General features: G+C 73.8%; 21 protein-coding genes. 13 read left to right on the plus strand and 8 right to left on the minus strand.

Annotated elements, in window-relative coordinates:
* Positions 1 to 119 precede the first annotated feature (119 nt).
* From pheS to argH, 10 genes are all read left to right on the plus strand, one after another.
* Complete coding sequence (gene pheS / locus Q3W68_RS15945; RefSeq protein WP_302906204.1) at positions 120 to 1,181, plus strand: phenylalanine--tRNA ligase subunit alpha; 1,062 nt, start codon at positions 120 to 122, stop codon at positions 1,179 to 1,181.
* Positions 1,182 to 1,207: 26 nt separating this feature from the next.
* Positions 1,208 to 3,784: a phenylalanine--tRNA ligase subunit beta gene (gene pheT / locus Q3W68_RS15950; RefSeq protein WP_302906152.1), complete on the plus strand. Its 2,577-nt coding sequence runs from the start codon at positions 1,208 to 1,210 to the stop codon at positions 3,782 to 3,784.
* 173 nt (positions 3,785 to 3,957) lie between these two features.
* Entirely contained in the window at positions 3,958 to 4,959 is a 1,002-nt protein-coding gene (gene argC, locus Q3W68_RS15955) for an N-acetyl-gamma-glutamyl-phosphate reductase (RefSeq protein ID WP_302906153.1), read from the plus strand.
* Positions 4,956 to 6,128 (plus strand): bifunctional glutamate N-acetyltransferase/amino-acid acetyltransferase ArgJ, encoded by a 1,173-nt coding sequence (gene argJ / locus Q3W68_RS15960; protein WP_302906154.1) that lies wholly within the window; start codon positions 4,956 to 4,958, stop codon positions 6,126 to 6,128. The genes argC and argJ overlap by 4 nt, the downstream gene beginning before the upstream one ends.
* Entirely contained in the window at positions 6,125 to 7,012 is an 888-nt protein-coding gene (argB, locus tag Q3W68_RS15965) for an acetylglutamate kinase (RefSeq protein WP_302906155.1), read from the plus strand. The genes argJ and argB overlap by 4 nt, the downstream gene beginning before the upstream one ends.
* Positions 7,009 to 8,262 (plus strand): acetylornithine transaminase, encoded by a 1,254-nt coding sequence (locus Q3W68_RS15970; RefSeq protein ID WP_302906156.1) that lies wholly within the window; start codon positions 7,009 to 7,011, stop codon positions 8,260 to 8,262. Before argB ends, Q3W68_RS15970 begins: the two co-directional genes overlap by 4 nt.
* Positions 8,259 to 9,185 (plus strand): ornithine carbamoyltransferase, encoded by a 927-nt coding sequence (gene argF, locus Q3W68_RS15975; RefSeq protein ID WP_302906157.1) that lies wholly within the window; start codon positions 8,259 to 8,261, stop codon positions 9,183 to 9,185. The genes Q3W68_RS15970 and argF overlap by 4 nt, the downstream gene beginning before the upstream one ends.
* Positions 9,182 to 9,694: an arginine repressor gene (locus Q3W68_RS15980; RefSeq protein ID WP_302906158.1), complete on the plus strand. Its 513-nt coding sequence runs from the start codon at positions 9,182 to 9,184 to the stop codon at positions 9,692 to 9,694. The genes argF and Q3W68_RS15980 overlap by 4 nt, the downstream gene beginning before the upstream one ends.
* The gene (locus Q3W68_RS15985) at positions 9,691 to 10,896 is read left to right on the plus strand and encodes an argininosuccinate synthase (protein WP_302906159.1); all 1,206 of its coding nucleotides are present in this window, start codon (positions 9,691 to 9,693) and stop codon (positions 10,894 to 10,896) included. Before Q3W68_RS15980 ends, Q3W68_RS15985 begins: the two co-directional genes overlap by 4 nt.
* 14 nt (positions 10,897 to 10,910) lie before the next feature.
* Complete coding sequence (gene argH, locus Q3W68_RS15990; protein ID WP_030271078.1) at positions 10,911 to 12,374, plus strand: argininosuccinate lyase; 1,464 nt, start codon at positions 10,911 to 10,913, stop codon at positions 12,372 to 12,374.
* 58 nt (positions 12,375 to 12,432) lie between these two features.
* Here the strand turns inward: argH and Q3W68_RS15995 are convergent, their stop codons facing one another.
* The 3 genes from Q3W68_RS15995 to Q3W68_RS16005 all read right to left on the minus strand — a co-directional run bounded on the left by Q3W68_RS15995 (position 12,433) and on the right by Q3W68_RS16005 (position 14,086).
* Entirely contained in the window at positions 12,433 to 12,786 is a 354-nt protein-coding gene (locus Q3W68_RS15995) for an MmcQ/YjbR family DNA-binding protein (protein WP_302906160.1), read from the minus strand.
* Between the two features lie 81 nt (positions 12,787 to 12,867).
* The gene (locus Q3W68_RS16000; RefSeq protein ID WP_013285554.1) at positions 12,868 to 13,293 is read right to left on the minus strand and encodes a hypothetical protein; all 426 of its coding nucleotides are present in this window, start codon (positions 13,291 to 13,293) and stop codon (positions 12,868 to 12,870) included.
* 154 nt (positions 13,294 to 13,447) lie between these two features.
* Positions 13,448 to 14,086: a DNA-3-methyladenine glycosylase gene (locus Q3W68_RS16005; protein ID WP_302906161.1), complete on the minus strand. Its 639-nt coding sequence runs from the start codon at positions 14,084 to 14,086 to the stop codon at positions 13,448 to 13,450.
* A 139-nt stretch (positions 14,087 to 14,225) separates the two neighbouring features.
* Between Q3W68_RS16005 and Q3W68_RS16010 the strand changes: the two genes are divergently transcribed.
* Together Q3W68_RS16010 and Q3W68_RS16015 are read left to right on the plus strand one after the other, a co-directional pair.
* Positions 14,226 to 15,326, plus strand: a complete 1,101-nt coding sequence (locus Q3W68_RS16010) for an LLM class flavin-dependent oxidoreductase (RefSeq protein WP_302906162.1) — start codon at positions 14,226 to 14,228, stop codon at positions 15,324 to 15,326.
* On the plus strand, positions 15,323 to 15,949 hold the full coding sequence (locus Q3W68_RS16015) for a CE1759 family FMN reductase (RefSeq protein WP_302906163.1): 627 nt from the start codon (positions 15,323 to 15,325) through the stop codon (positions 15,947 to 15,949). Before Q3W68_RS16010 ends, Q3W68_RS16015 begins: the two co-directional genes overlap by 4 nt.
* A 53-nt stretch (positions 15,950 to 16,002) precedes the next feature.
* On the opposite strand, the gene Q3W68_RS16020 is transcribed toward Q3W68_RS16015, so the two are convergent.
* Together Q3W68_RS16020 and Q3W68_RS16025 are read right to left on the minus strand one after the other, a co-directional pair.
* On the minus strand, positions 16,003 to 16,887 hold the full coding sequence (locus tag Q3W68_RS16020; RefSeq protein WP_302906164.1) for a universal stress protein: 885 nt from the start codon (positions 16,885 to 16,887) through the stop codon (positions 16,003 to 16,005).
* A 70-nt stretch (positions 16,888 to 16,957) separates the two neighbouring features.
* On the minus strand, positions 16,958 to 17,866 hold the full coding sequence (locus Q3W68_RS16025; RefSeq protein WP_302906165.1) for a universal stress protein: 909 nt from the start codon (positions 17,864 to 17,866) through the stop codon (positions 16,958 to 16,960).
* 158 nt (positions 17,867 to 18,024) lie between these two features.
* Here Q3W68_RS16025 and Q3W68_RS16030 point away from each other — a divergent pair, with 158 nt between their 5' ends.
* On the plus strand, positions 18,025 to 18,495 hold the full coding sequence (locus Q3W68_RS16030) for a cyclic nucleotide-binding domain-containing protein (RefSeq protein WP_302906166.1): 471 nt from the start codon (positions 18,025 to 18,027) through the stop codon (positions 18,493 to 18,495).
* Between the two features lie 3 nt (positions 18,496 to 18,498).
* Here the strand turns inward: Q3W68_RS16030 and Q3W68_RS16035 are convergent, their stop codons facing one another.
* The 3 genes from Q3W68_RS16035 to pflB are packed head-to-tail and all read right to left on the minus strand — an operon-like array spanning position 18,499 to position 21,839.
* The gene (locus Q3W68_RS16035; RefSeq protein ID WP_302906167.1) at positions 18,499 to 18,783 is read right to left on the minus strand and encodes a hypothetical protein; all 285 of its coding nucleotides are present in this window, start codon (positions 18,781 to 18,783) and stop codon (positions 18,499 to 18,501) included.
* A gap of 33 nt (positions 18,784 to 18,816) precedes the next feature.
* On the minus strand, positions 18,817 to 19,599 hold the full coding sequence (pflA, locus tag Q3W68_RS16040) for a pyruvate formate-lyase-activating protein (RefSeq protein ID WP_302906168.1): 783 nt from the start codon (positions 19,597 to 19,599) through the stop codon (positions 18,817 to 18,819).
* The gene (pflB, locus tag Q3W68_RS16045) at positions 19,596 to 21,839 is read right to left on the minus strand and encodes a formate C-acetyltransferase (RefSeq protein WP_302906169.1); all 2,244 of its coding nucleotides are present in this window, start codon (positions 21,837 to 21,839) and stop codon (positions 19,596 to 19,598) included. Before pflB ends, pflA begins: the two co-directional genes overlap by 4 nt.

The following is a 21,839-nucleotide window of genomic DNA, read 5'->3' on the forward strand; positions in this document are numbered from 1 at the left end:
GGGCCTGACCTTCCCCCTGCACGACTCCCCACCGGCGGGCTGCGGCGAAGCCGCGCGTCCGTAGACTCGCCTAGCCACCCGCGAGGGTCGGCGCCGCCGTGAGGGAGTGCCCGTTCACCATGAGCTACCGCAACGATCCGTACGACCCGAAGCAGGTCGCCCTGCTCGACCCGGACGCCCTGGCCGGAGCAGTGGCCGACGCCGAGAAGGCGTTCGCCGACGCCACCGACCCGGACGCGCTCACCGCGCTGCGCCCCGCGCACCTCGGTGACCGGTCCCCGGTGTCGCTGGCCCGCCGGGAGATCGGCGCGCTGCCGCCCGCCGCCAAGGCGGACGCCGGCAAACGGGTCAACGAGGCCCGCCGGGCGATCGAGTCCGCGTACGCCGCCCGGCAGGAGATCCTGGACCGGGAACGGGCCGCGCGGGTGCTGGTCGAGGAGCGGGTCGACGTGACCCTGCCGTACGACCGCCGGCCGCGCGGCGCCCGCCACCCGCTGAGCGTGCTGATGGAGCAGATCAGCGACCTGTTCATCGGCATGGGCTACGAGGTGGCCGAGGGTCCCGAGGTCGAGCTGGAGTGGACCAACTTCGACGCGCTGAACATCCCGGCCGACCACCCGGCGCGCGGCCTGATGGACACGTTCCACATCGCACCCGAAGGCAGTGGCCTCGTTCTCCGGACCCACACGTCGCCGGTGCAGGCGCGCACCATGCTCAGCCGCAAGCCGCCGATCTACGTGGTGGTGCCCGGCCGGGTCTACCGCACCGACGAGCTGGACGCCACCCACGCCCCGGTCTTCCACCAGGTCGAGGGCCTCGTGGTGGACAAGGGCATCACCATGGCGCACCTGCGCGGCACGCTCGACCACTTCGCGCGGGCCATGTTCGGCGAGGGCGCGAAGACGCGCTGGCGGCCGCACTACTTCCCGTTCACCGAGCCGTCGGCGGAGTTCGACGTCTGGTTCCCGGAGCACCGGGACGGACCGCAGTGGGTCGAGTGGGGCGGCTGCGGCATGGTCAACCCGCGGGTGCTGCGCGCCTGCGGCATCGACCCGGAGGTCTACTCCGGATTCGCGTTCGGCATGGGCATCGACCGGACCGTGATGGTCCGGCACGGCGTCAGTGACATGCGGGACATGGCCGAGGGCGACGTGCGGTTCACCCGCGCGTTCGGCGCCTGAGCTACGGGAACGGTGGTTTAACAGTCATGCGAGTCTCTGTCAGTTGGCTGCGGGAGTACGTGGACCTGCCGGCCGACCTGCCCACCGGCGACCTGGAGCAGGCGCTGGTCGACCTCGGCATCGAGGTCGAGTCCGTCGTGGACCTGCGCGAGTCGGTCACCGGCCCGCTGGTAGTCGGCGAGGTCCTGGAGATCGAGGAGCTGACCGGCTTCAAGAAGCCGATCCGCTTCTGCCGGGTGGACGTCGGCGCCGCGAACGGCACCGGCGAGCCGCAGGAGATCGTCTGCGGGGCGCGCAACTTCGCCGTGGGCGACAAGGTCGTGGTGATCCTCCCCGGCGGCGTGCTGCCCGGCGGGTTCGCGATCGGCGCGCGCAAGACGTACGGGCGCAACTCCCACGGCATGATCTGCTCCGCGCAGGAGCTGGGGCTCGGCGACGACCACTCGGGCATCGTCGTGCTGCCCGAGGACGTCAAGGCCCAGCCCGGCGACGACGCCCGGCCCGTCGTGGGCCTGGACGACGTCGTGGTCGAGATGGAGATCACCCCGGACCGGGGGTACGCGCTGAGCGTGCGCGGCATCGCCCGGGAGCTGTCGCACGCGCTCGGCGTGCCGTTCCGCGACCCGGCCGACGCGCCCGCGCCCGGCGCGACAGCCGAGCCGGCGTATCCGGTGGACGTCCGCGACACTGTCGGCTGCGACCGGTTCGCGGCGCGGATGGTGCGCGGCGTCGACCCGACAGTCGAGACGCCCGGCTGGATGCGGCAGCGGCTCACAGTGGCCGGCGTACGCAGCATCTCGCTGCCGGTCGACATCACCAACTACCTGATGCTCGAACTCGGCCAGCCGATGCACGCCTTCGACGCGGACCGGATCGCCGGGACGCTCGTGGTGCGCCGCGCCGAGGCGGGGGAGAAGCTGACCACGCTGGACGGGGTGAACCGCACGCTGTCCGCCGAGGACCTGGTGATCTGCGACGCTGGGCTGCCCAACGCCCTCGCAGGCGAGGACGCCGGCGTCCCGATCTCGCTCGCCGCGGTGATGGGCGGCGAGACCAGCGAGGTGCTCGCCTCCACCACGAACGTGCTGTTCGAGGCGGCGCACTGGGATCCGGCCACGGTCGGCCGTACCGCGCGGCGGCACAAGCTGTTCAGCGAGGCCGCGAAGCGGTGGGAGCGGGGCGTGGACCCGGCGCTGCCGCTGGTCGCGCTGGAGAAGGCGGTCCGGCTGCTCACCGACCTGGCGGGCGGCACCGCCGGCGAGGAGGTGCTGGACATCGACCACGTCGCGCCGCGTACGCCGGTGACGCTGCCGGTGGACCTGCCGTCGCGGCGGGTCGGCGTGACCTACTCGCCGGACCGCGTGGTGGAGCTGCTGGAGCAGGTCGGCTGCACCGTCACGCGCGGCACCGACCGGCTCGCCGAGGACCCGGGCACTGTCGGAACGGCCGCCGGTGGCGAGGTGCTGACCGTGACGCCGCCGAGCTGGCGGCCCGACCTGACCGACCCGGCCGACCTGGTGGAGGAGGTGGTACGCCTCGACGGCTACGACCGCGTGCCGTCGGTGCTGCCCACCGCGCCGCCCGGCCGGGGCCTGACCTGGCAGCAGCAGCGCCGCCGCGCCGTCGCCCGCTCGCTCGCCGAGCGCGGCTACGTCGAGGTGCTGGCGCAGCCGTTCGTCGCGCCGGAACTGGTCGACCAGCTCGGCCTGCCCGCCGACGACCCGCGGCGCCCCGCGGTACGGCTGGCGAACCCGCTGTCGGAGGAGGAGCCACTGCTGCGCACCACGCTGCTCGGCCCGCTGCTCGGCATCGTCAAGCGCAACGTCGGCCGGGGTCAGCGGGACGTGGCGATCTACGAGATCGGCACCGTCTTCCACCCGCGTCCCGGAGCGGGCGCCCCGCCCGCGATGGGCGTGGACCGGCGGCCCACCGACGAGGAGTTCGCCGCCGCCGACGCGGTGGTGCCCGCCCAGCCCCGGCACGTCGCGGTGGCGCTCACCGGCGAGATCGAACCGGCCGGCTGGTGGGGCGCGGGCCGCACGGCCGGCTGGGCGGACGCGGTCGAGGCGGGCCGGGCGGTGCTCGACGCCGCCGGGATCCCCGCCGACCGGGTGACGGTACGGGCCGGGGAGCGGGCGCCCTGGCACCCGGGCCGCTGCGCCGAACTGGTGGTGGACGACGTGGTCGTCGGCCACGCCGGTGAGCTGCACCCGGCCGTGCTGGCCGCGCTGGAGCTGCCCCGGCGTACCAGCGCCATGGAACTGGACCTGGACGCGCTGCCCGCCGCCCCGCTGGCGGCCGGCCCGACCATCTCCACGTTCCCGCCGGCCCTGATCGACGTGGCGCTGGTGGTGGACGACTCGGTGCCGGCCGCCGACGTGCGGGCGGCGCTGGTCGAGGGTGCGGGCGCGTTGCTGGAGGACGTCCGGCTGTTCGACGTCTACACCTCCGAGCAGCTCGGCGAGGGACGCAAGTCGCTGGCGTACAAGCTGACGTTCCGCGCCCCGGACCGGACCCTCGCGGGCGAGGAGGCGGTGGCCGCGCGCGACGCGGCGGTAGCGGTAGCCGCCGAGCGCTTCGGCGCCACCCTGCGCGGCGCATGAAAGGAGGGGCCCCCTCTTAACGCCTCCGGTAGAGGAGGGGGCCCCTTTTAACACGCCCGCCCGCGCGGGCAACGGGGTGAACGTCATCTCATGCCTATGCAACGCGCCGTATGACCTTGCGGCGGCGCTGCCCCGACCGGTACTCTTCTCTGCATAGTCATGCGGAGGTGGGTATGGGCATTCGGGTTGCTGTGGCCGGGGCGAGTGGTTACGCCGGGGGCGAACTGCTGCGCCTGCTCGCCGGTCACCCCGAGTTCGAGCTGATCGCCGCCACCGCGCACAGCCAGGCCGGTCAGCCGGTCACCGCCGTACACCCGCACCTCGCCGGCCTCGACCTGGTCTTCGCCGCAACCGAACCGGCGACCCTGGCCGACGCGGACCTGGTCTTCCTGGCCCTGCCGCACGGGCAGTCCGCGGCGCTCGCCGCGGCGCTGCCCGATTCGGTGAAGGTGGTCGACCTCGGCGCGGACCACCGGCTGCGCGACGCCGGCGCCTGGGCCCGCTACTACGGCGGGGAGCACGCCGGCGCCTGGACCTACGGGCTGCCCGAGCTGCCCGGCCAGCGTACCGAGATCGCCGCCGCGACGCGGGTCGCCAGCACCGGCTGCTACGCGGTGGCGACCACGCTGGCGCTCGCCCCGCTGATCGCCGCCGGTGCGGTACGCCCCGACGACGTGGTGGTGGTCGCCGCCTCCGGCACCTCCGGCGCGGGCCGGGCCGCCAAGGCCCACCTGCTCGGCAGCGAGGTGATGGGAGACCTGTCGCCCTACAAGGTGGGCGCGCACCAGCACGTGCCGGAGATCAAGCAGGCCACCGGCGCGACCGGCCTCTCCTTCACCCCGGTGCTCGCGCCGATGCCCCGGGGCATCCTGGCCACAGTCACCGCCGTGCCCACCGGCGACGCCGACCCGCGCGCGGTGCTGACCGCCGCGTACGCCGACGCGCCGTTCGTGCACGTGCTGCCCGAGGGAGCGTGGCCGCACACCGCGGCCACCGCCGGCTCGAACTCCTGCCACCTCCAGGCGACCGTGGACGTCGACTCGGGGCGGGTGATCGTGGTCAGCGCTATCGACAACCTCGGCAAGGGCGCGGCCGGTCAGGCCGTGCAGAACGCCAACCTGATGGTGGGTCTCCCGGAGACCACCGGTCTGTCCGTGTTTGGAGTGGCCCCGTGAGCGTCACCGTCCCCCGTGGGTTCCGCGCCGCAGGTGTCGCGGCCGGGCTGAAGTCCTCCGGCGCCGCCGACGTCGCCCTCGTGATCAACGACGGCCCGGACGCCGGTGTGGCGGGTGTCTTCACCGCCAACCGGGTCAAGGCCGCGCCGGTGCTGTGGAGCCAGCAGGTCGTGCACGGCGGCGTCGTGCGCGCCGTGGTGCTCAACTCCGGCGGCGCGAACGCCTGCACCGGCCCGGCCGGATTCCAGGACACCCACGCCACCGCCGAGCACACCGCCGCCGCGATCACCGCGGCGAACGCGCGGCTCATCGTCGGCGCCGGCGAGGTCGCCGTCTGCTCGACCGGCCTGATCGGCGAGCGGCTGCCGATGGACAAACTGCTTCCCGGCGTACGCGAGGCGGTGCGCGGCCTCTCCCGCGACGGCGGCCCGGCTGCGGCTGAGGCGATCATGACCACCGACACCCGGCCCAAGACGACAGTGGCGCGGGGTACGGGCTGGACCGTCGGCGGCATGGCAAAGGGTGCCGGCATGCTCGCACCGGCCATGGCCACCATGCTCTGCGTGCTCACCACCGACGCGGTGGCCGGGCCGGACGTCCTGGACGCCGCGCTGCGCGCCGCCACCCGAATCACGTTCGACCGGATCGACTCCGACGGCTGCATGTCCACCAATGACACGGTGCTGCTGCTGGCCAGCGGGGCCTCCGGCATCGAGCCGACCGAGGCCGAGCTGACCGCCGCGGTCACCGCCGCCTGCCACGACCTGGCCCAGCAGCTCCTGGCCGATGCCGAGGGCGCGACCAAGGAGGTCGCGATCGAGGTGGTGGGCGCGGCGAGCGAGGACGACGCGGTCGAGGTGGGCCGCACTGTGGCCCGCAACAACCTGGTGAAGACCGCGCTGTTCGGCAACGACCCGAACTGGGGCCGGATCCTCGCCGCGGTCGGCACCACAGCCGCCGTGTTCGAGCCGGACGGCGTGGACGTCGCGGTCAACGGCGTCTGGGTGTGCCGGGGCGGCGCCGCCGCCGAGGACCGCGCCAAGGTGGACCTCACCGGCCGTGGCGTCACCGTCCGGATCGACCTGCACGCCGGCGCTGACGCCGCCACCATCTGGACCAACGACCTGTCGCACGCGTACGTCCACGAGAACTCGGCCTACTCCACATGAACCTCTCCGCTGACCTCACCCGGGCCCAGGCCAAGGCCGCCACGCTGATCGAGGCGCTGCCCTGGCTGGCCCGTTTCTCCGGCGCCACGGTCGTGGTCAAGTACGGCGGCAACGCCATGATCGACCCGGAACTCCAGCGTGCGTTCGCCGCCGACATGGTGTTCCTACGCTACGCGGGCCTGAAGCCGGTCGTGGTGCACGGCGGCGGGCCGCAGATCTCCGCCATGCTCGGCCGCCTGGGCATCGCCAGCGAGTTCCGGGGCGGCCTGCGGGTCACCACGCCGGAGGCGATGGACGTGGTCCGGATGGTCCTCGTCGGTCAGGTCGGCCGGGAACTGGTCGGGCTGATCAACGCGCACGGCCCGTACGCGGTCGGCCTCTCCGGTGAGGACGCCGGCCTGTTCACTGCGGTGCGCCGTCCCGCGTACGTGGACGGGGAGCCGGTGGACGTGGGCCAGGTGGGCGACGTGGAGTCGGTGAACGTCTCGGCGGTCACCGACCTGATCGAGGCGGGCCGGATCCCGGTCATCTCGACTGTCGCGCCGGACGCCGACGGGGTGCTGCACAACCTCAACGCGGACACCGCCGCCGCCGCGCTCGCCGTGGCGCTGGACGCCCGCAAGCTGGTCGTGCTGACCGACGTGCCCGGCCTGTACGCCGACTGGCCGGACACGTCCAGCCTGGTCAGCGAGATCACCGCGGACGATCTGGCGAAGCTGCTGCCGTCCCTGGAGTCGGGCATGGTCCCGAAAATGGAGGCCTGCCTACGGGCCGTGCGCGGGGGAGTGCCGGCCGCGCACGTCGTCGACGGCCGGGTCGCCCACTCCACGCTGCTGGAAGTGTTCACGTCGGAGGGCTTCGGAACGATGGTGATCGAGTCATGAGCACGCTCGTGCAGCGGTGGAACGCCACCATGATGGACAACTACGGCACGCCGCCACTGGCGCTCGTCTCCGGCTCCGGCGCCGTCGTGGTCGACGAGACCGGCCGGGAGTACGTCGACCTGCTCGGCGGCATCGCCGTCAACGCGCTCGGCCACGCCCACCCGGCTGTGGTGGCGGCGGTCAGCAAGCAGGTCGCGACGCTCGGGCACGTGTCCAACCTGTTCGTCGCCGAGCCGCCGGTGGCACTGGCCGAGCTGCTGCTGGCGCTGGCCGGCCGTCCGGGCCGGGTGTTCTTCGCCAACTCCGGCGCGGAGGCCAACGAGGCCGCGTTCAAGCTGTCCCGGCTCACCGGCCGCCGGCACGTGGTCGCCACCCACGGCGGCTTCCACGGACGCACCATGGGCGCGCTGGCGCTGACCGGCCAGCCTGCCAAGGCCGACCCGTTCCGCCCGCTGCCCGGCGATGTGACACACGTGCCGTTCGGCGACGCCGACGCGCTGGCCGGGGCGGTCACCGACGACACCGCCATGCTGATCATCGAGCCGATCCAGGGCGAGAACGGCGTGGTCGTCCCGCCGCCCGGCTACCTGGCCGCGGCCCGGCGGATCACCGCCGCGCACGGCGCGCTGCTGGTGCTCGACGAGGTGCAGACCGGCATCGGCCGGACCGGCCACTGGTTCGCCCACCAGGCCGAGGGCGTCGAGCCGGACGTGATCACGCTGGCCAAGGGCCTCGGCGGCGGGCTGCCGCTGGGCGCCTGCCTGGCCTTCGGGCGGGCCGCTGAGCTGCTCACCCCGGGCTCGCACGGCACCACGTTCGGCGGCAACCCGATCAGTTGCGCCGCCGCGCTCGCTGTCGTCTCCACGATCGCGCACGAGGGCCTGCTCGACCACGTCAAGCGCGTCGGCGAGCGGTTGCGGCGCGGCGTCGAGGCGCTCGGGCACCCGCTGGTCCGCGAGGTGCGCGGCGCCGGCCTGCTGCTCGGCATCGTGCTCGACCAGCCGGTCTCGGCCGCGACCGCGGCCGCGCTGCGGGAGGTGGGCTTCCTGGTCAACCCGGTGCAGCCGGACGTGGTCCGGCTCGCCCCGCCGCTGATCCTCACCGCTGCCCAGGCGGACGCGTTCCTCGCCGCGCTGCCGGCCGCGCTGTCCGCCGCCGCGCCGGCCACTTCCACCGACGCCGCGGCGCCGGCCGGCATCGCCGCGACCGCCGACACCGCCGCTACGACTCCGACGGAGGCTCCCGCATGATCCGCCACTTCCTGCGCGACGACGACCTCACGCCCGCCGAGCAGGCCGCCGTGCTCGACCTCGCCGCCCGGATGAAGACCGACAGGTACGGCCACCAGCCGCTGGCCGGGCCGAAGTCGGTGGCGGTGCTGTTCGACAAGCAGAGCCTGCGCACCCGGATCTCGTTCGACGTGGGCATCGCCGAGCTGGGCGGGCACCCGCTCGTGGTGGACACCCAGGTCACCCACTTCGGCCGGGGCGAGACGCTGGCCGACGCCGGCCGCGTGTTGTCCCGCTACGTCGCCGCGATCGTGCTGCGCACCCACGGCGACGACCGGATCGCCGAGGTCGCCGAGCACGCCACGGTGCCCGTCGTCAACGCGCTCACCGATACGTACCACCCCTGCCAGATGCTGGCCGACCTGCTCACCGTGCGGGAACGCTTCGGCGGCACCGCCGGGCGGATCCTCACGTACGTGGGCGACGCGGCGAACAACATGGCCCACTCGTACCTGCTGGCCGGGGCGACCGCCGGGATGCACGTGCGGATCGCCGGCCCGTCCGGGTTCCAGCCGGACCCGGAGATCGTGGCCCGCGCCGAGAAGATCGCCGCCACCACCGGCGGGTCGGTCCAGGTGCTCACCGACCCGGCCGAGGCGGTACGCGGCGCGCACGTGATCGCCACCGACACCTGGACGTCGATGGGGCAGGAGGACGACGGGCTGGACCGGATCACCCCGTTCCTGCCGTACCAGGTCAACGCGGAGCTGCTCGGCCACGCCGACGCCGACGTGATCGTGCTGCACTGCCTGCCCGCCCACCGGGGCGAGGAGATCACCGACGAGGCGCTCGACGGCCCGCACAGCGCGGTGTTCGACCAGGCGGAGAATCGGCTGCACGCCCAGAAGGCGCTGCTGACGTTTCTCCTGGAGGAATCCGCATGACCGCTCCGCTGACCCGCGCCGCGCGGCACGCCCGCATCGTCGAGCTGATCCGCGACACCCCCATCCACTCGCAGACCGAGCTGGCCGACCTGCTCGCCGGGGACGGCATCCAGGTCACCCAGGCCACGCTGTCGCGGGACCTGAAGGAACTGGGGGCGGTGACCGCGCGGGGCGGCGACGGGCGGGGCGTCTACCTGATCCCGGAGGACGGGCACCGGCCGCTGCGCGACGCCGAGGGCGCGCCGGCCCGGCTGGTCCGGCTGCTGCGTGAGCTGCTCAACGGCGTCGACTCCAGCGGCAACATCGCGGTGCTGCGCACCCCGCCGGGCGCCGCCCAGTACCTGGCCAGCGCGCTGGACCGGGCGGGCCTGTCCGAGATCGTCGGCACCATCGCCGGCGACGACACCATCCTCGTCGTGGCCCGTGAGGCCGACGGCGGCGCCGCGCTGGGCGAGCGGCTCGCCGCCTGGGCCCGCCGCGACGACACGTTCGAAGGGGGCACGTCGTGACCGAGCGGGTCGTACTGGCGTACTCCGGGGGCCTGGACACCTCGGTCGCCATCCCGTACCTGGCCGAGCGGACCGGCGCGGAGGTCATCGCGGTCGCCGTCGACGTCGGCCAGGGCGGCGAGGACATGGCCGTGATCCGGCAGCGCGCGCTCGACTGCGGCGCCGTCGAGTCCGAGGTGGTCGACGCCCGCGACGAGTTCGCCGCCGACTACTGCCTGCCGGCGATCCGGGCCAACGCCCTCTACATGGACCGCTATCCGCTGGTGTCCGCGCTGTCCCGGCCGCTGATCGTCAAGCACCTGGTCGCGGCGGCGCGCGCCCACGGCGGCACGATCGTGTCGCACGGCTGCACCGGCAAGGGCAACGACCAGGTCCGGTTCGAGGTCGGCCTGGCCGCGCTCGCGCCCGACCTGAAGGTCGTCGCCCCGGCCCGCGACTTCGCCTGGACCCGGGACAAGGCGATCGCGTTCGCCGAGGAGAAGGGGCTGCCGATCGACGTGTCGGCGAAGTCGCCGTACTCGATCGACCAGAACCTGTGGGGCCGGGCCGTGGAGACCGGTTTCCTGGAGGACATCTGGAACGCCCCGGTCGAGGACCTCTACGCGTACACCGAGGACCCGGCCCTGGAACGCGACCCGGACGACGTGGTGATCACGTTCGACGGTGGCGTCCCGGTCGCCATCGACGGCGAGACGGTCACCCCGTACCAGGCGATCCGGGAGCTGAACCGGCGGGCCGGGGCGCACGGCGTGGGCCGGCTCGACATGGTCGAGGACCGGCTGGTCGGCATCAAGAGCCGCGAGGTGTACGAGGCGCCCGGCGCGCTCGCCCTGATCACCGCCCACCAGGAACTGGAGGCGGTGACAGTCGAGCGGGACCTGGCCCGGTTCAAGCGCGGCGTCGACCAGCGCTGGGGCGAACTCGTCTACGACGGGCTCTGGTTCTCGCCGCTGAAGCGGTCGCTGGACGCGTTCATCGACGACGCCCAACGGCACGTCACCGGCGAGGTACGGCTGCGCCTGCACGGCGGCCGGGCCGTGGTGACCGGCCGGCGTTCCGAGGCGAGCCTCTACGACTTCGGCCTCGCCACCTACGACACCGGCGACACGTTCGACCAGTCGCTGGCGAAGGGATTCGTACAACTGTGGGGACTGCCCAGCAAGATGGCCGCGCAACGGGACGCCCGGATGGGAGGGGCCTGATGGGGGGCACCACAATGGGTGGGGTGGACGACAAGAGCCTGACCGAGAACAGCGCCCCCGCCAACCGGACGAGCCTCTGGGGTGGCCGGTTCGCCGGCGGTCCCGCCGAGGCGCTCGCGCGGCTGTCGGTGAGCGTCCAGTTCGACTGGCGCCTCGCCCCGTACGACATCGCCGGTTCCCGCGCGCACGCCCGGGTCCTCGCCGGCGCCGGCCTGCTCGACCCGGACGAACTGGGCCGGATGCTGGCCGCGCTGGACGACCTGGAGGCGGCGTGCGCCTCCGGCGCGTTCCGGCCGACAGTGGACGACGAGGACGTGCACACCGCGCTGGAGCGCGGCCTGCTGGAACGTCTCGGCAGCCTCGGCGGCAAGCTGCGCGCCGGCCGGTCCCGCAACGACCAGGTCGCCACCGACCTGCGGCTCTACCTGCGTGACCACGCCCGCGGCGTGGCGGCCCGGCTGGTCGAGCTGGCCGAGGCCCTGGTGGAGCAGGCGGAGCGGCACGTGGACACCGCCGCGCCGGGCATGACCCACCTGCAGCACGCCCAGCCGGTGACGTTCGGGCACTGGCTGCTGGCCCACGTGCAGCCGCTGCTGCGCGACCTGGAACGGATGCGCGACTGGGACGAGCGGACCGCGATCAGCCCGCTCGGCGCGGGTGCGCTGGCCGGCTCGGGGCTGCCGCTGGACCCGGTGGCGGTCGCCAAGGAGCTGGGTTTCCGCACCTCGTTCGCCAACTCCATGGACGCGGTCGCGGACCGCGACTTCGTGGCCGAGTTCCTGTTCGTCACCGCCATGATCGGCGTGCACCTGTCCCGCCTCGGCGAGGAGGTGGTGCTCTGGACGTCGCAGGAGTTCGGCTGGGTCGAGCTGGACGACGCCTTCGCCACCGGCTCGTCGATCATGCCGCAGAAGAAGAACGCGGACATCGCCGAGCTGGCCCGGGGCAAGTCCGGCCGGCTGGTGGGCGGCCTGATGAGCGTGCTGACCATGCTCAAGGGCCTGCCCATGACGTACGACCGGGACATGCAGGAGGACAAGGAGCCGGCGTTCGACGCGGTCGACACGCTGGAGCTGCTGCTGCCCGCGCTGGCCGGGATGATCTCCACGATGACGGTCCGGGTGGACCGGCTCGTGGCCAGCGCGCCGTCGGGCTTCTCGCTGGCCACCGAGGTCGCCGACTGGCTGGTCCGGCGCAACGTGCCGTTCCGCGACGCGCACGAGATCACCGGCAAGCTGGTGGCGCTCTGCGCGGCCCGCGACTGCGCACTGGACGAGGTGTCCGACGCCGACCTGGCCGCGGTGAGCGAGCACCTGGACCCGTCGGTGCGCGACGTGCTGTCGGTGCGCTCGGCGCTGGCCGCCCGCATCACGCCCGGCTCCACCGGCCCCGGCCCGGTCGCCGACCAACTCGCCGCCGCGGCGGACAAGCTGACCGGCTGGCGGGAGTGGGCCGCCGAGCGGGTCGTCCCCCGCTGACCTGCGGCTGATCCGGGGCAGGCGTCCGCCTGCCCCGGACCGCCGGACGCGTTCCCGGTCAGCTTGTGGGGCGCTCGCGTTTGGGGAGCTTGGCCACCACCGCGTCGTACGAACCGTCGACCGCCTCGATCAGCTCGTCGTCCGGGATGCCGCCGGAGAGCCGCAGCGTGTTCCAGCCCGACCGGCCGATGTAGGGGGAGGGGCGCGCGTCGTCGGGGAACCGGTGCAGCCACTCGTCGGCCACCTCCCGGGATGGCCCGCACTTCACCCCGAGCCGCGCCTCACCTTCCGGGGAGCCGAGGAACGCGAAGATGCGGCTGCCCACCTTCACCACCTCGTCGCCCTCCCACGGCCGGTCGAGCCAGGCTCCCGGCTTGGCCAGGCAGTAGGCCAGCATCTCCTCGCGCGTCATCGCGTCCTCCCGTGCCGTCGTCCGGCACAGTCTCGCCCGCCGCTGTGACAGCCCGCGTCGCCCGGCCGCCGGTGTGCTGAATCAGTCGCCGGTGCCGGTGCGGACGGTGAGCCGCTCGTAGCGCTGCCGGGCCGCCTGGGCGCTGCCCAGCCCCAGCCCGAAGGCGATCGCCTGCCAGGTCATGCCCCGGCCGCGGGCCACCTGCAACAGGCCGGCCTCCAGCGCGTCCACCTCGGCCCGCACGTGCGGGATCAGCGTCAGCGCGGCCATCAGGTCGGCCTGGTCGACGGGCTCCTCACCCTCGTCCAGCTCGGCGCCACCGGCGAGCGCCATCACCAGCGTGGCCGCCTCGTAGGCGTCGGGCACGTCGGGGTGGGCATAACGCCTGCGGCGGGAGTTGGTGCCGGCGTGCCGCTCGGCGATCCGCAGCAGCGCCGCGTAGTTGCGGTGGGCCCGGGCCTGGGCAGCATCCGGAGCGGTGAACGGGTCGTTGTCCACGGTGACCATGCCGTCCATCCCACACCTAAGAATGGCATGTTGTCAACACCCTGTTGAAAGCCATTCGTGCAAGAGGTCGTGCGCTCAGGGCGTGGTGAGAAGGCGGCGCTTCATGCACTTCAGACGCGCTGCAGGATGTTCCGGGTTGCCCGGAACGGCCGATTCAGGCCGGTGAGTTCCGCATCGAGGCGGTCGGGCCGGGCCGGCGGCGTGGGACGTGCCGCCGGTAGACGCTGACGCTGCGCTCGTCCGCCAGCCAGAACCGCCACGGCAGATCGTGCGCGGCGGCGACCCCGACGCGCGGCCCGGCGACGATCCGCGCCGGGTCGACCGGGCTCGCCGGTGGCGTCAGCAGCAACGGACCGCTGCCGTCGACGGCCGAGGTGCCGTTCGCCTCCCGCCCGAGCCCGAGCGCGGTGACCAGCCGCGCCGGTCCGCGGGCCAGCTCCCGGTCGGCGGCGCGCGGCCGGCGCTCGCGGGCGATCTCGACGCCGTCGACCACCTCGCCCGCGCGCAGCAGCACCGCCGCCGCCTCGCCGTCGCGACCGCAGACGATGTTCGCGCACCAGTGCATGCCGAACACGAAGTACACGTACACGTGCCCGGCGGGCCCGAACATCACCCTGTTGCGCGGCGTCGGCCCGCGGTGGGCGTGCGACGCCGGGTCCTCGCCGGTGCCCGCGTACGCCTCGACCTCGGTGAGCCGGATCGTGACGCCGCCGGCCGACACGGTCCAGCCGAGCAGTGTCCGGGCGGTGTCCGCTACCTGCGCGGCCGGTGCGTCGAGCCAGGGGTACGTCATCGCGGCAAGGGTAGTCGGTGGAGAGCGCGTGATCCGGGCCACGCCGGGGCGGGCGGCCACCGGAATAGTTGACTCGTCAAATATGTCGTGAGGAGCGATCCCGGGCCGACCGGTCCGGACCCCACGCGAGGAGCTGGTCATGCAGTTCGGAGTCTTCACCGTCGGTGACGTCACCGTCGACCCCACGAACGGGCGGCTGCCGTCCGAGCGTGAGCGGATCAAGGCCATGACCGCCATCGCGCTCAAGGCCGAAGAGGTCGGCCTCGACGTCTTCGCCACCGGCGAGCACCACAACCCGCCGTTCGTGCCGTCCTCGCCGACCACCATGCTCGGCTGGATCGCCGCGCGCACCGAACGGCTGCTGCTGTCGACCTCGACCACCCTGATCACCACGAACGACCCGGTGAAGATCGCCGAGGACTACGCGATGCTCCAGCACCTGGCCGACGGCCGGGTGGACCTGATGATGGGCCGCGGCAACACCGGCCCGGTCTACCCGTGGTTCGGGCAGGACATCCGCAACGGCATCCCGCTGGCCATCGAGAACTACGACCTGCTGCACCGGCTGTGGCGGGAGGACGCGGTCGACTGGAAGGGCCGGTTCCGTACGCCGCTGCAGTCGTTCACGTCGACCCCGCGCCCGCTCGACGGCGTACCGCCGTTCGTCTGGCACGGCTCGATCCGCAGCCCGGAGATCGCCGAGCAGGCCGCGTACTACGGCGACGGCTTCTTCGCCAACCACATCTTCTGGCCCAAGGAGCACACCCAGCGGATGGTCGGCCTCTACCGGGAGCGGTTCGCCCACTACGGCCACGGCTCCCCGGACCAGGCCGTCGTCGGCCTCGGCGGGCAGGTCTTCATGCGCCGCAACTCCCAGGACGCGGTACGCGAGTTCCGTCCCTACTTCGACAACGCCCCGGTCTACGGGCACGGTCCGTCGCTGGAGGAGTTCACCCGGGAGACGCCGCTGACAGTGGGCAGCCCGCAGCAGGTCATCGACCGCACGCTGGGCTTCCGCGAGTACGTCGGCGACTACCAGCGGCAGCTGTTCCTGATGGACCACGCCGGGCTGCCGCTGAAGACGGTGCTGGAGCAGCTCGACCTGCTGGGCGAGGAGGTGGTCCCGGTGCTGCGCAAGGAGTTCGACTCGCTGCGTCCCGCGCACGTGCCCGAGGCGCCCACCCACGCGAGCCTGCTGGCCGCCCGCGACGCCGCCCCGGCCGCCGGGGAGCAGCGATGACCAGCCGTACCCTCGCTGTCGTGTCGGCCGGTCTCGGCCAGCCGTCGTCCACCCGCCTGCTCGCCGACCAGCTCGCCGCGGCCGCCCGCGACGAGCTGGCCGGCCGCGGCGCCGCTGCGGAGCTGCGCGTGGTGGAGCTGCGCGAGCACGCCCACGACGTGGTGAACCACCTGCTCACCGGCTTCGCACCGGCCGCGCTGCGGCGCACGCTCGACGCCGTGGCGGCCGCCGACGGGCTGATCGCGGTGACGCCGATCTTCAACGCGTCATACAACGGGCTGTTCAAGTCGTTCTTCGACGTGGTCGACCGGGACGCGCTGGCCGGCAAGCCGGTGCTGCTCGGGGCGACCGGCGGCACCGCCCGGCACTCGCTCGCGCTGGAGCACGCGGTCCGGCCGATGTTCACGTACCTGCGGGCGGCGACGCTGCCCACCGCGGTGTTCGCCGCGCCCGAGGACTGGGCCGGTGACGACGGCGACAGCGCGCTGCGGTCCCGGATCCGCCGGGCCGGGGCCGAGCTGGCCGAGCAGGTGGACCGCCGTCCGCCCGCGACCGGCCCGGCCGACCCGTTCGCGCTCACCACCGACTTCGCCGACCTGCTCGCGGGCCGAGACCCGTCCTGAGCAGGCCACGCCCCGGCCTGAGCAAGGCCGGGGCGGCGGTGATCAGCGGTGTCTCAGTCGCCGGCCGGCTCGGGCCGGTGGGCGACGAGCACCGGGCAGTGGGAGTGCTGCACCATCGCCTGGCTGACCGAGCCGAGCAGCAGCCCGGCGAAGCCGCCCCGGCCCCGGGAGCCGACCACCACGAGCGACGCCTCGCCGCTGGCCTCCCGCAGCGCGGTCTCCGGCGAGGCGGCGGTCACCGACCGCTCCGTCACCCGCAGCCCCGGGTGCGCCGCCCGGACCCGGCCCGCGGCCTCGGCCAGCAGCCCGGCCGCCTCGGCCCGCTCGGCGGTGGACGCCTCCGCCGCGACCTGCGGCGCCACCGCGCCGCGTTCCGGCGATCGGACGTGCATCAGCACCAGCTCCGCGTCGCGCCGCTCGGCCTCGTCCGCTGCCAGCTCGATCGCGTACGCGGCCGAGTCGGACCCGTCCACGCCGACCAGCACCGGACCCTCCACCGGGATCGGCTGCTCCTCGGGCCGGACGATCAGCACCGGGCAGTGCCCGTGCTGCGCGAGCTGCCCGCTGACCGAGCCGAGCAGCAGGCCGGCGAAACCGCCCACGCCCCGGCTGCCCACCACGACCAGTTCGGCGCGGCGGGACTCCTCGACCATCGTCGCGCCCGGACCGCCGGCGACCTGGCGCACCTGCACCCGCAGGCCCGGGTGCCGCTCGGCCAGGTCGGCGGCGACCGACTCCAGCATCTTCTCCGACTCCGCGGTGGGCGCCGGCACCCCCAGGTCGTACGGGTTGAGCGGCACGCCGTAGCCCAGTGGGTGCAGATAGCCGTGCACCAGCAGCAGCGGCCGGGAACGGGCGACGGCGGTCGCAGCGGCCAGGTCGGCGGCGGCCAGGCTGGACGGCGAGCCGTCCACCCCCGCCACGACGGGTCGGTTCATCTGGTGCTTTCCCTCCGGTCGGCTCAGGCCATTGTGGCGGTACCGGCCCCGCCCGGGCCGGGGAACCGGCTCAGCGGGCGCGGTTCCCCTGGTGCCGGACGACGGCGAGCGGGCTGTGGCAGTGGTGCAGCACGGCGTGGCTGACCGAGCCGAGCAGCAGCGCACCGAGGCTACCGCGACCGTGCGCGCCGACCACCGTCAGCTGCGCGCCGACGGACTCCTCGACGAGCACCCGGGCCGGGGTGGCGGCGGCGACCAGCTTCGGCCGCACCGTGGCCTCCGGGTAGCGCTCGGCCCATCCGGCGACCGCCTCGGCCAGCACCCGCTGCTCGTCGGCACGCAGCTCCCGCGGGTCGTACGCCAGCGGCACGACGTCGCCGAACGCCTCCCGGTAGCTCACCGGCTGCGGGTAGAGCCAGGTGTGCACCACGACCAGTTCGGCGCCGCGCGCCGCGGCTTCGGCGAACGCGAAGCCGACCGCCTCGTCGGACAGCGCCGAGCCGTCCACGCCGACCACCACAGGGCCGTCGGCGCGGGCCTCACCGCGGGCCACGAGCACCGGGCAGTCCGCGCGGGCGGAGAGCTGCACCGCGGCGGAGCCGACCAGCAGTTCGGCGAAGCCGCCCAGCCCTCGGTGACCCAGCACGACCAGCGCGGCGTCGCGGCTCTCCCGCAGCAGCACCGCGACCGGGCCGCCGTCGACCACGGCCCCGGTCACCGCCAGGTCCGCGTCGACCTTGCGGGCCTCGTCCACCGCCTCCTCGACCAGCTTCTCGGCCTCCTGCCGCAGTTCGATGTCGGGCAGCACCGGGGCGACCATGCCCAGCGGCGTGCCGACCAGCGGCCACAGGAACGCGTTCACCACTCGCAGCGGCCGGTGCCGCAGCACCGCCTCGCGCGCGGCCAGCCGTACCGCGTCCAGCGCGGACGGGGAGCCGTCCACACCCACCACGACGGGGGCACCGGTTCTGTCGGTCATCACGTCCTCCTTCGGTTCCCCCTCAGCCTGCGCCGACGGCCCTCACCTGGGCAGAGTCGATCCGCCCGGCCGGGCCGGGACCATCGGCCCCTACCGGCCGGGGCGACGGCGCGGTGAAATGGAACTCAGTGCTCCCTCCTGTCGATCCTGGAGGCACGATGACCCCGCTGGAGATGCTCCGCGTCCATCCGTTCCTGGCCGGGCTGCCCGACGAGTGGCTGCCCCGGCTCACCGGTTACGCCCGCCCGGTGGTCTGGCACCCCGGGCACCGGCTGTTCCGCTCCGGCCAGCCGGCCGACCGGTTCTGGCTGGTCCGCGGCGGTCAGGTGGCGCTCGACTTCCCGGTGCCGGGCCGCGGTGACGTGGGCATCGAGACGATCGGGCCGGGCGGGGTGCTCGGCTGGTCCTGGCTGTTCCCGCCGTACCGCTGGCAGTTCGGCGCGGTCGCCACCCAGCGCAGCACCGCCCTGGAACTCGACGCCGACGGGGTACGCCGGCTGATGGAGTCCGACGACACGCTCGGCCGCCAGCTCACCACCCGGTTCATGAGCGTGGTGGTGGACCGGCTCCAGGCGTCCCGGGTGCGGCTGCTCGACCTCTACGGCTACCCGACGGCGGCGGCCAGCTAGGGCTCAGCGGTCGCGGACGACCAGCTCGTCCACCTCGAGCCGGCCGATGCGCAGCTCGCGGATCACCGCGCGGCGCACGGCGAGCCGGCCGACCACGAGCGAGCCCACCGCCACGGCGCCGAGCGCGAACGCGCCGAAGGCCAGCGCGCCGACGGCCGTCGCGCCCAACGCTCGCGCGCCGGTCGCGCCCGCGCCGGTCGCCTGGGCGCCGACGGCCCGCGCCCCGGTGGCCTGCGCGCCAGTGGCGACCAGGGCGCGGACACGGGAAGCCGGGCGAAGACGAGACATGCGCCGATCGTAGTGCGTCGTGGGGCACGCCGCTCAGGTGACGGTGAGGCCGCGGGCGGCGAACTGCCCGCGTACCCGGGTCAGCAGTGCGGCGTCCGGCGGCTCGGTGTCCGCCAGCGGAAAGGTCAGCCCCAGCTCGGCGTACTTGTGCGCGCCGAGCCGGTGGAACGGCAGCACCTCGACGCGCTGCACCGTCGCCAGGCCGGCGGCGACGTCGGCCACCCGCTCCACCTCGTCGACCGCGTCGGTCAGCCCGGGCACGAGCACGTACCGGATCCACATCGGCGTACCCCGGTCGGCCAGCCGCTGCGCGAATCGCAGCGTCGGCGCGAGCCGGCCGGTGCCGGTGACCCGCCGGTACGTCTGCGGGTTGCCCGCCTTCACGTCGAGCAGCACCAGGTCGGTGGCGTCCAGAAGCGCGTCGTCGGCGCGGACGCCGAGGAAGCCGGAGGTGTCCAGCGCGGTGTGCAGGCCGAGGTCGTGGCAGCGGCGCAGCAGCTCGCCGGTGAACGCCGGTTGCAGCAGCGGCTCCCCACCGCTCACCGTGACGCCGCCGCCCGCGACCTGGATGAACCGCCGGTAGCGGGTGGCGAGCGCGACCATCTCGTCCACCGTGCGACGCCGGCCGCTGCGGCCGTACCAGGTGTCCGGGCTGTGGCAGTAGCGGCAGCGCAGCGGGCAGCCGGCCAGGAAGACCACGAACCGGGTGCCCGGCCCGTCCACCCCGACCGACGTGTCCCACGAGTGCACAGCGCCGGTGACGGCACCCGGCGCCGCCGGAGTCACCTCCGGCGGCGCGGGCGGGCGGCCGTTCACAGCGACCCGTGGAAGGTCCGCGACACCACGTCGCGCTGCTGCTCCGGCGTGAGCCGGACGAAGTTCACCGCGTACCCGGAGACCCGGACGGTGAGCTGCGGGTACCGCTCCGGGTGCGCCATCGCGTCCAGCAGCGTGGCCCGGTCCAGCACGTTGACGTTGAGGTGGAACCCGCCCGCGTCGGCGTAGCCGTCGAGCACCCCGGCCAGGTTCGCGATCCGCTCGTCGCGGGTGTGACCCAGGCCGTCCGGCGTGACGGTGCCGGTCAGCGAGATGCCGTCACGGGCCGCGTCGTACGGCAGCTTCGCCACCGACAGCGCCGACGCGACCAGGCCGTGGGTGTCCCGCCCGTTCATCGGGTTCGCCCCCGGCGCGAACGGCTCACCGGCGCGCCGCCCGTCCGGCGTGTTGCCGGTGTGCTTGCCGTACACCACGTTCGAGGTGATGGTCAGCACCGACATGGTCAGCTCCGCGTCGCGGTACGTGCGCTGCCGGCGCAGCTTCTCCGCGAACGTCTCGACCAGCCACACCGCGATCTCGTCGGCCCGGTCGTCGTCGTTGCCGTACGTGGGGAACTCGCCCTCGACCGCGTAGTCGACGGCCAGCCCGGACTCGTCGCGCAGCACCTTCACCCGGCCGTACCGGATGGCCGACAGGCTGTCCACCGCGACCGACAGCCCGGCGATGCCGGTGGCCATGAATCGGCGCACCGGATGGTCGTGCAGTGCCATCTCCAGCCGCTCGTACGCGTACCTGTCGTGCTGGTGGTGGATCACGTTCAGCGCGTCCACGTACGTCTCGGCGAGCCAGTCCAGTGTCCGGTCGTACGCGGCCAGCACCTCGTCGTAGTCGAGCGTCTCGCCGCCGACCGGCGCGGCCGGCGGGGCCACCTGCGTGCCGGTCAGCTCGTCCCGGCCGCCGTTGATCGCGTACAGCAGCGCCTTCGCGAGGTTCGCCCGGGCGCCGAAGAACTGCATGTCCCGGCCGACCCGCATGGCCGACACGCAGCAGGCGATCGCGGTGTCGTCGTCGTACGCCGGGCGGATCAGCTCGTCGTTCTCGTACTGGATGGCGCTGGTGTCCAGCGACACCTGGGCGCAGAACCGCTTGAACCCCTCCGGCAGGCGGGGCGACCAGAGCACAGTGAGGTTCGGCTCCGGCGCCGGGCCGAGGTTGTAGAGCGTCTGCAGGTAGCGGAACGCGGTGCGGGTGACCAGCGGCCGTCCGTCCGCGCCCATGCCGCCGAGCGACTCGGTGACCCAGGTCGGGTCGCCGGAGAACAGCTGGTCGTACTCGGGGGTGCGCAGGAAGCGGATGATCCGCAGCTTGATCACGAAGTCGTCGATCAGCTCCTGCGCGCCGCTCTCGTCCAGCCGCCCCTCGGCGATGTCCCGCCGCAGGTACGCGTCGACGAACCCGGCGGTGCGGCCCAGCGACATCGCGGCGCCGTTCTGCTCCTTGGTGGCGGCCAGGTAGGCGAAGTAGAGCCACTGGATCGCCTGCGCGCCGGTCGCGGCCGGGCGGGAGATGTCGAAGCCGTACGAGGCGGCCATCTCCTTCAGCTCACCGAGCGCGCGGATCTGCTCGGCCAGTTCCTCCCGGTCGCGGATCACGTCGTCGGTGCTGCGCCGGTCGTCCAGCGCCGCCTTGAGCGCGCGGCGCTGGACGACCAGCCGGTCCACGCCGTACAGCGCCACCCGGCGGTAGTCGCCGATGATCCGCCCGCGCCCGTACGCGTCGGGCAGCCCGGTGATGACGTGCGACCGCCGCGCCGCCAGCACACTCGCCGGGTACGCGTCGAAGACCGCGTCGTTGTGGGTGCGGCGGTACCGGGTGAAGATCTCGTGCACCCGCGGGTCCGGTTCGCGCCCGTACGCCCGCAGCGCGGTCTCCACCATCCGCAGCCCGCCGGCCGGCATGATCGCCCGCCGCAGCGGCGCGTCGGTCTGCAAACCGACGATCAGTTCCCGCTCCCGGTCGATGTAGCCCGGGGCGTGCGAGGTGATGGCCGACGGGGTGGCCGCGTCGACGTCGTACACGCCGCGCCGCCGCTCCTCGCCGAACATCTCCCGCAGCCGGTCCCACACGGCGAGCGTGCGCGGCGTCGGCCCGGCGAGGAACGACGCGTCCCCGGTGTACGGCTCGTGGTTGTGGCGGACGAAGTCGGCCACGTCGATCGTCTCCTGCCATGCTCCGGCGTGGAATCCGCGCCAGGGGGCCAGGGGTTCGGTGGCGGTCAT

It is taken from the genome of Micromonospora sp. C28ISP2-4 (assembly GCF_030519385.1).
GTDB lineage: Bacteria > Actinomycetota > Actinomycetes > Mycobacteriales > Micromonosporaceae > Micromonospora > Micromonospora tulbaghiae.

Excerpts from the sequence above, each read along its gene's own strand:
- Q3W68_RS16025 (WP_302906165.1), bottom strand. The coding sequence starts at position 17,866 with ATGACCGACAGAACCGGTGCCCCCGTCGTGGTGGGTGTGGACGGCTCC.
- argH (WP_030271078.1), top strand. The coding sequence starts at position 10,911 with ATGGGTGGGGTGGACGACAAGAGCCTGACCGAGAACAGCGCCCCCGCC.
- Q3W68_RS15980 (WP_302906158.1), top strand. The coding sequence starts at position 9,182 with ATGACCGCTCCGCTGACCCGCGCCGCGCGGCACGCCCGCATCGTCGAG.
- Q3W68_RS16035 (WP_302906167.1), bottom strand. The coding sequence starts at position 18,783 with ATGTCTCGTCTTCGCCCGGCTTCCCGTGTCCGCGCCCTGGTCGCCACT.
- Q3W68_RS15970 (WP_302906156.1), top strand. The coding sequence starts at position 7,009 with ATGAGCACGCTCGTGCAGCGGTGGAACGCCACCATGATGGACAACTAC.
- argC (WP_302906153.1), top strand. The coding sequence starts at position 3,958 with ATGGGCATTCGGGTTGCTGTGGCCGGGGCGAGTGGTTACGCCGGGGGC.
- pheT (WP_302906152.1), top strand. The coding sequence starts at position 1,208 with ATGCGAGTCTCTGTCAGTTGGCTGCGGGAGTACGTGGACCTGCCGGCC.
- Q3W68_RS16020 (WP_302906164.1), bottom strand. The coding sequence starts at position 16,887 with ATGAACCGACCCGTCGTGGCGGGGGTGGACGGCTCGCCGTCCAGCCTG.
- Q3W68_RS16000 (WP_013285554.1), bottom strand. The coding sequence starts at position 13,293 with ATGGTCACCGTGGACAACGACCCGTTCACCGCTCCGGATGCTGCCCAG.
- argB (WP_302906155.1), top strand. The coding sequence starts at position 6,125 with ATGAACCTCTCCGCTGACCTCACCCGGGCCCAGGCCAAGGCCGCCACG.
- Q3W68_RS15995 (WP_302906160.1), bottom strand. The coding sequence starts at position 12,786 with ATGACGCGCGAGGAGATGCTGGCCTACTGCCTGGCCAAGCCGGGAGCC.
- Q3W68_RS16030 (WP_302906166.1), top strand. The coding sequence starts at position 18,025 with ATGACCCCGCTGGAGATGCTCCGCGTCCATCCGTTCCTGGCCGGGCTG.
- Q3W68_RS16015 (WP_302906163.1), top strand. The coding sequence starts at position 15,323 with ATGACCAGCCGTACCCTCGCTGTCGTGTCGGCCGGTCTCGGCCAGCCG.
- pflB (WP_302906169.1), bottom strand. The coding sequence starts at position 21,839 with ATGACCGCCACCGAACCCCTGGCCCCCTGGCGCGGATTCCACGCCGGA.
- Q3W68_RS16005 (WP_302906161.1), bottom strand. The coding sequence starts at position 14,086 with ATGACGTACCCCTGGCTCGACGCACCGGCCGCGCAGGTAGCGGACACC.
- pheS (WP_302906204.1), top strand. The coding sequence starts at position 120 with ATGAGCTACCGCAACGATCCGTACGACCCGAAGCAGGTCGCCCTGCTC.
- argF (WP_302906157.1), top strand. The coding sequence starts at position 8,259 with ATGATCCGCCACTTCCTGCGCGACGACGACCTCACGCCCGCCGAGCAG.
- Q3W68_RS16010 (WP_302906162.1), top strand. The coding sequence starts at position 14,226 with ATGCAGTTCGGAGTCTTCACCGTCGGTGACGTCACCGTCGACCCCACG.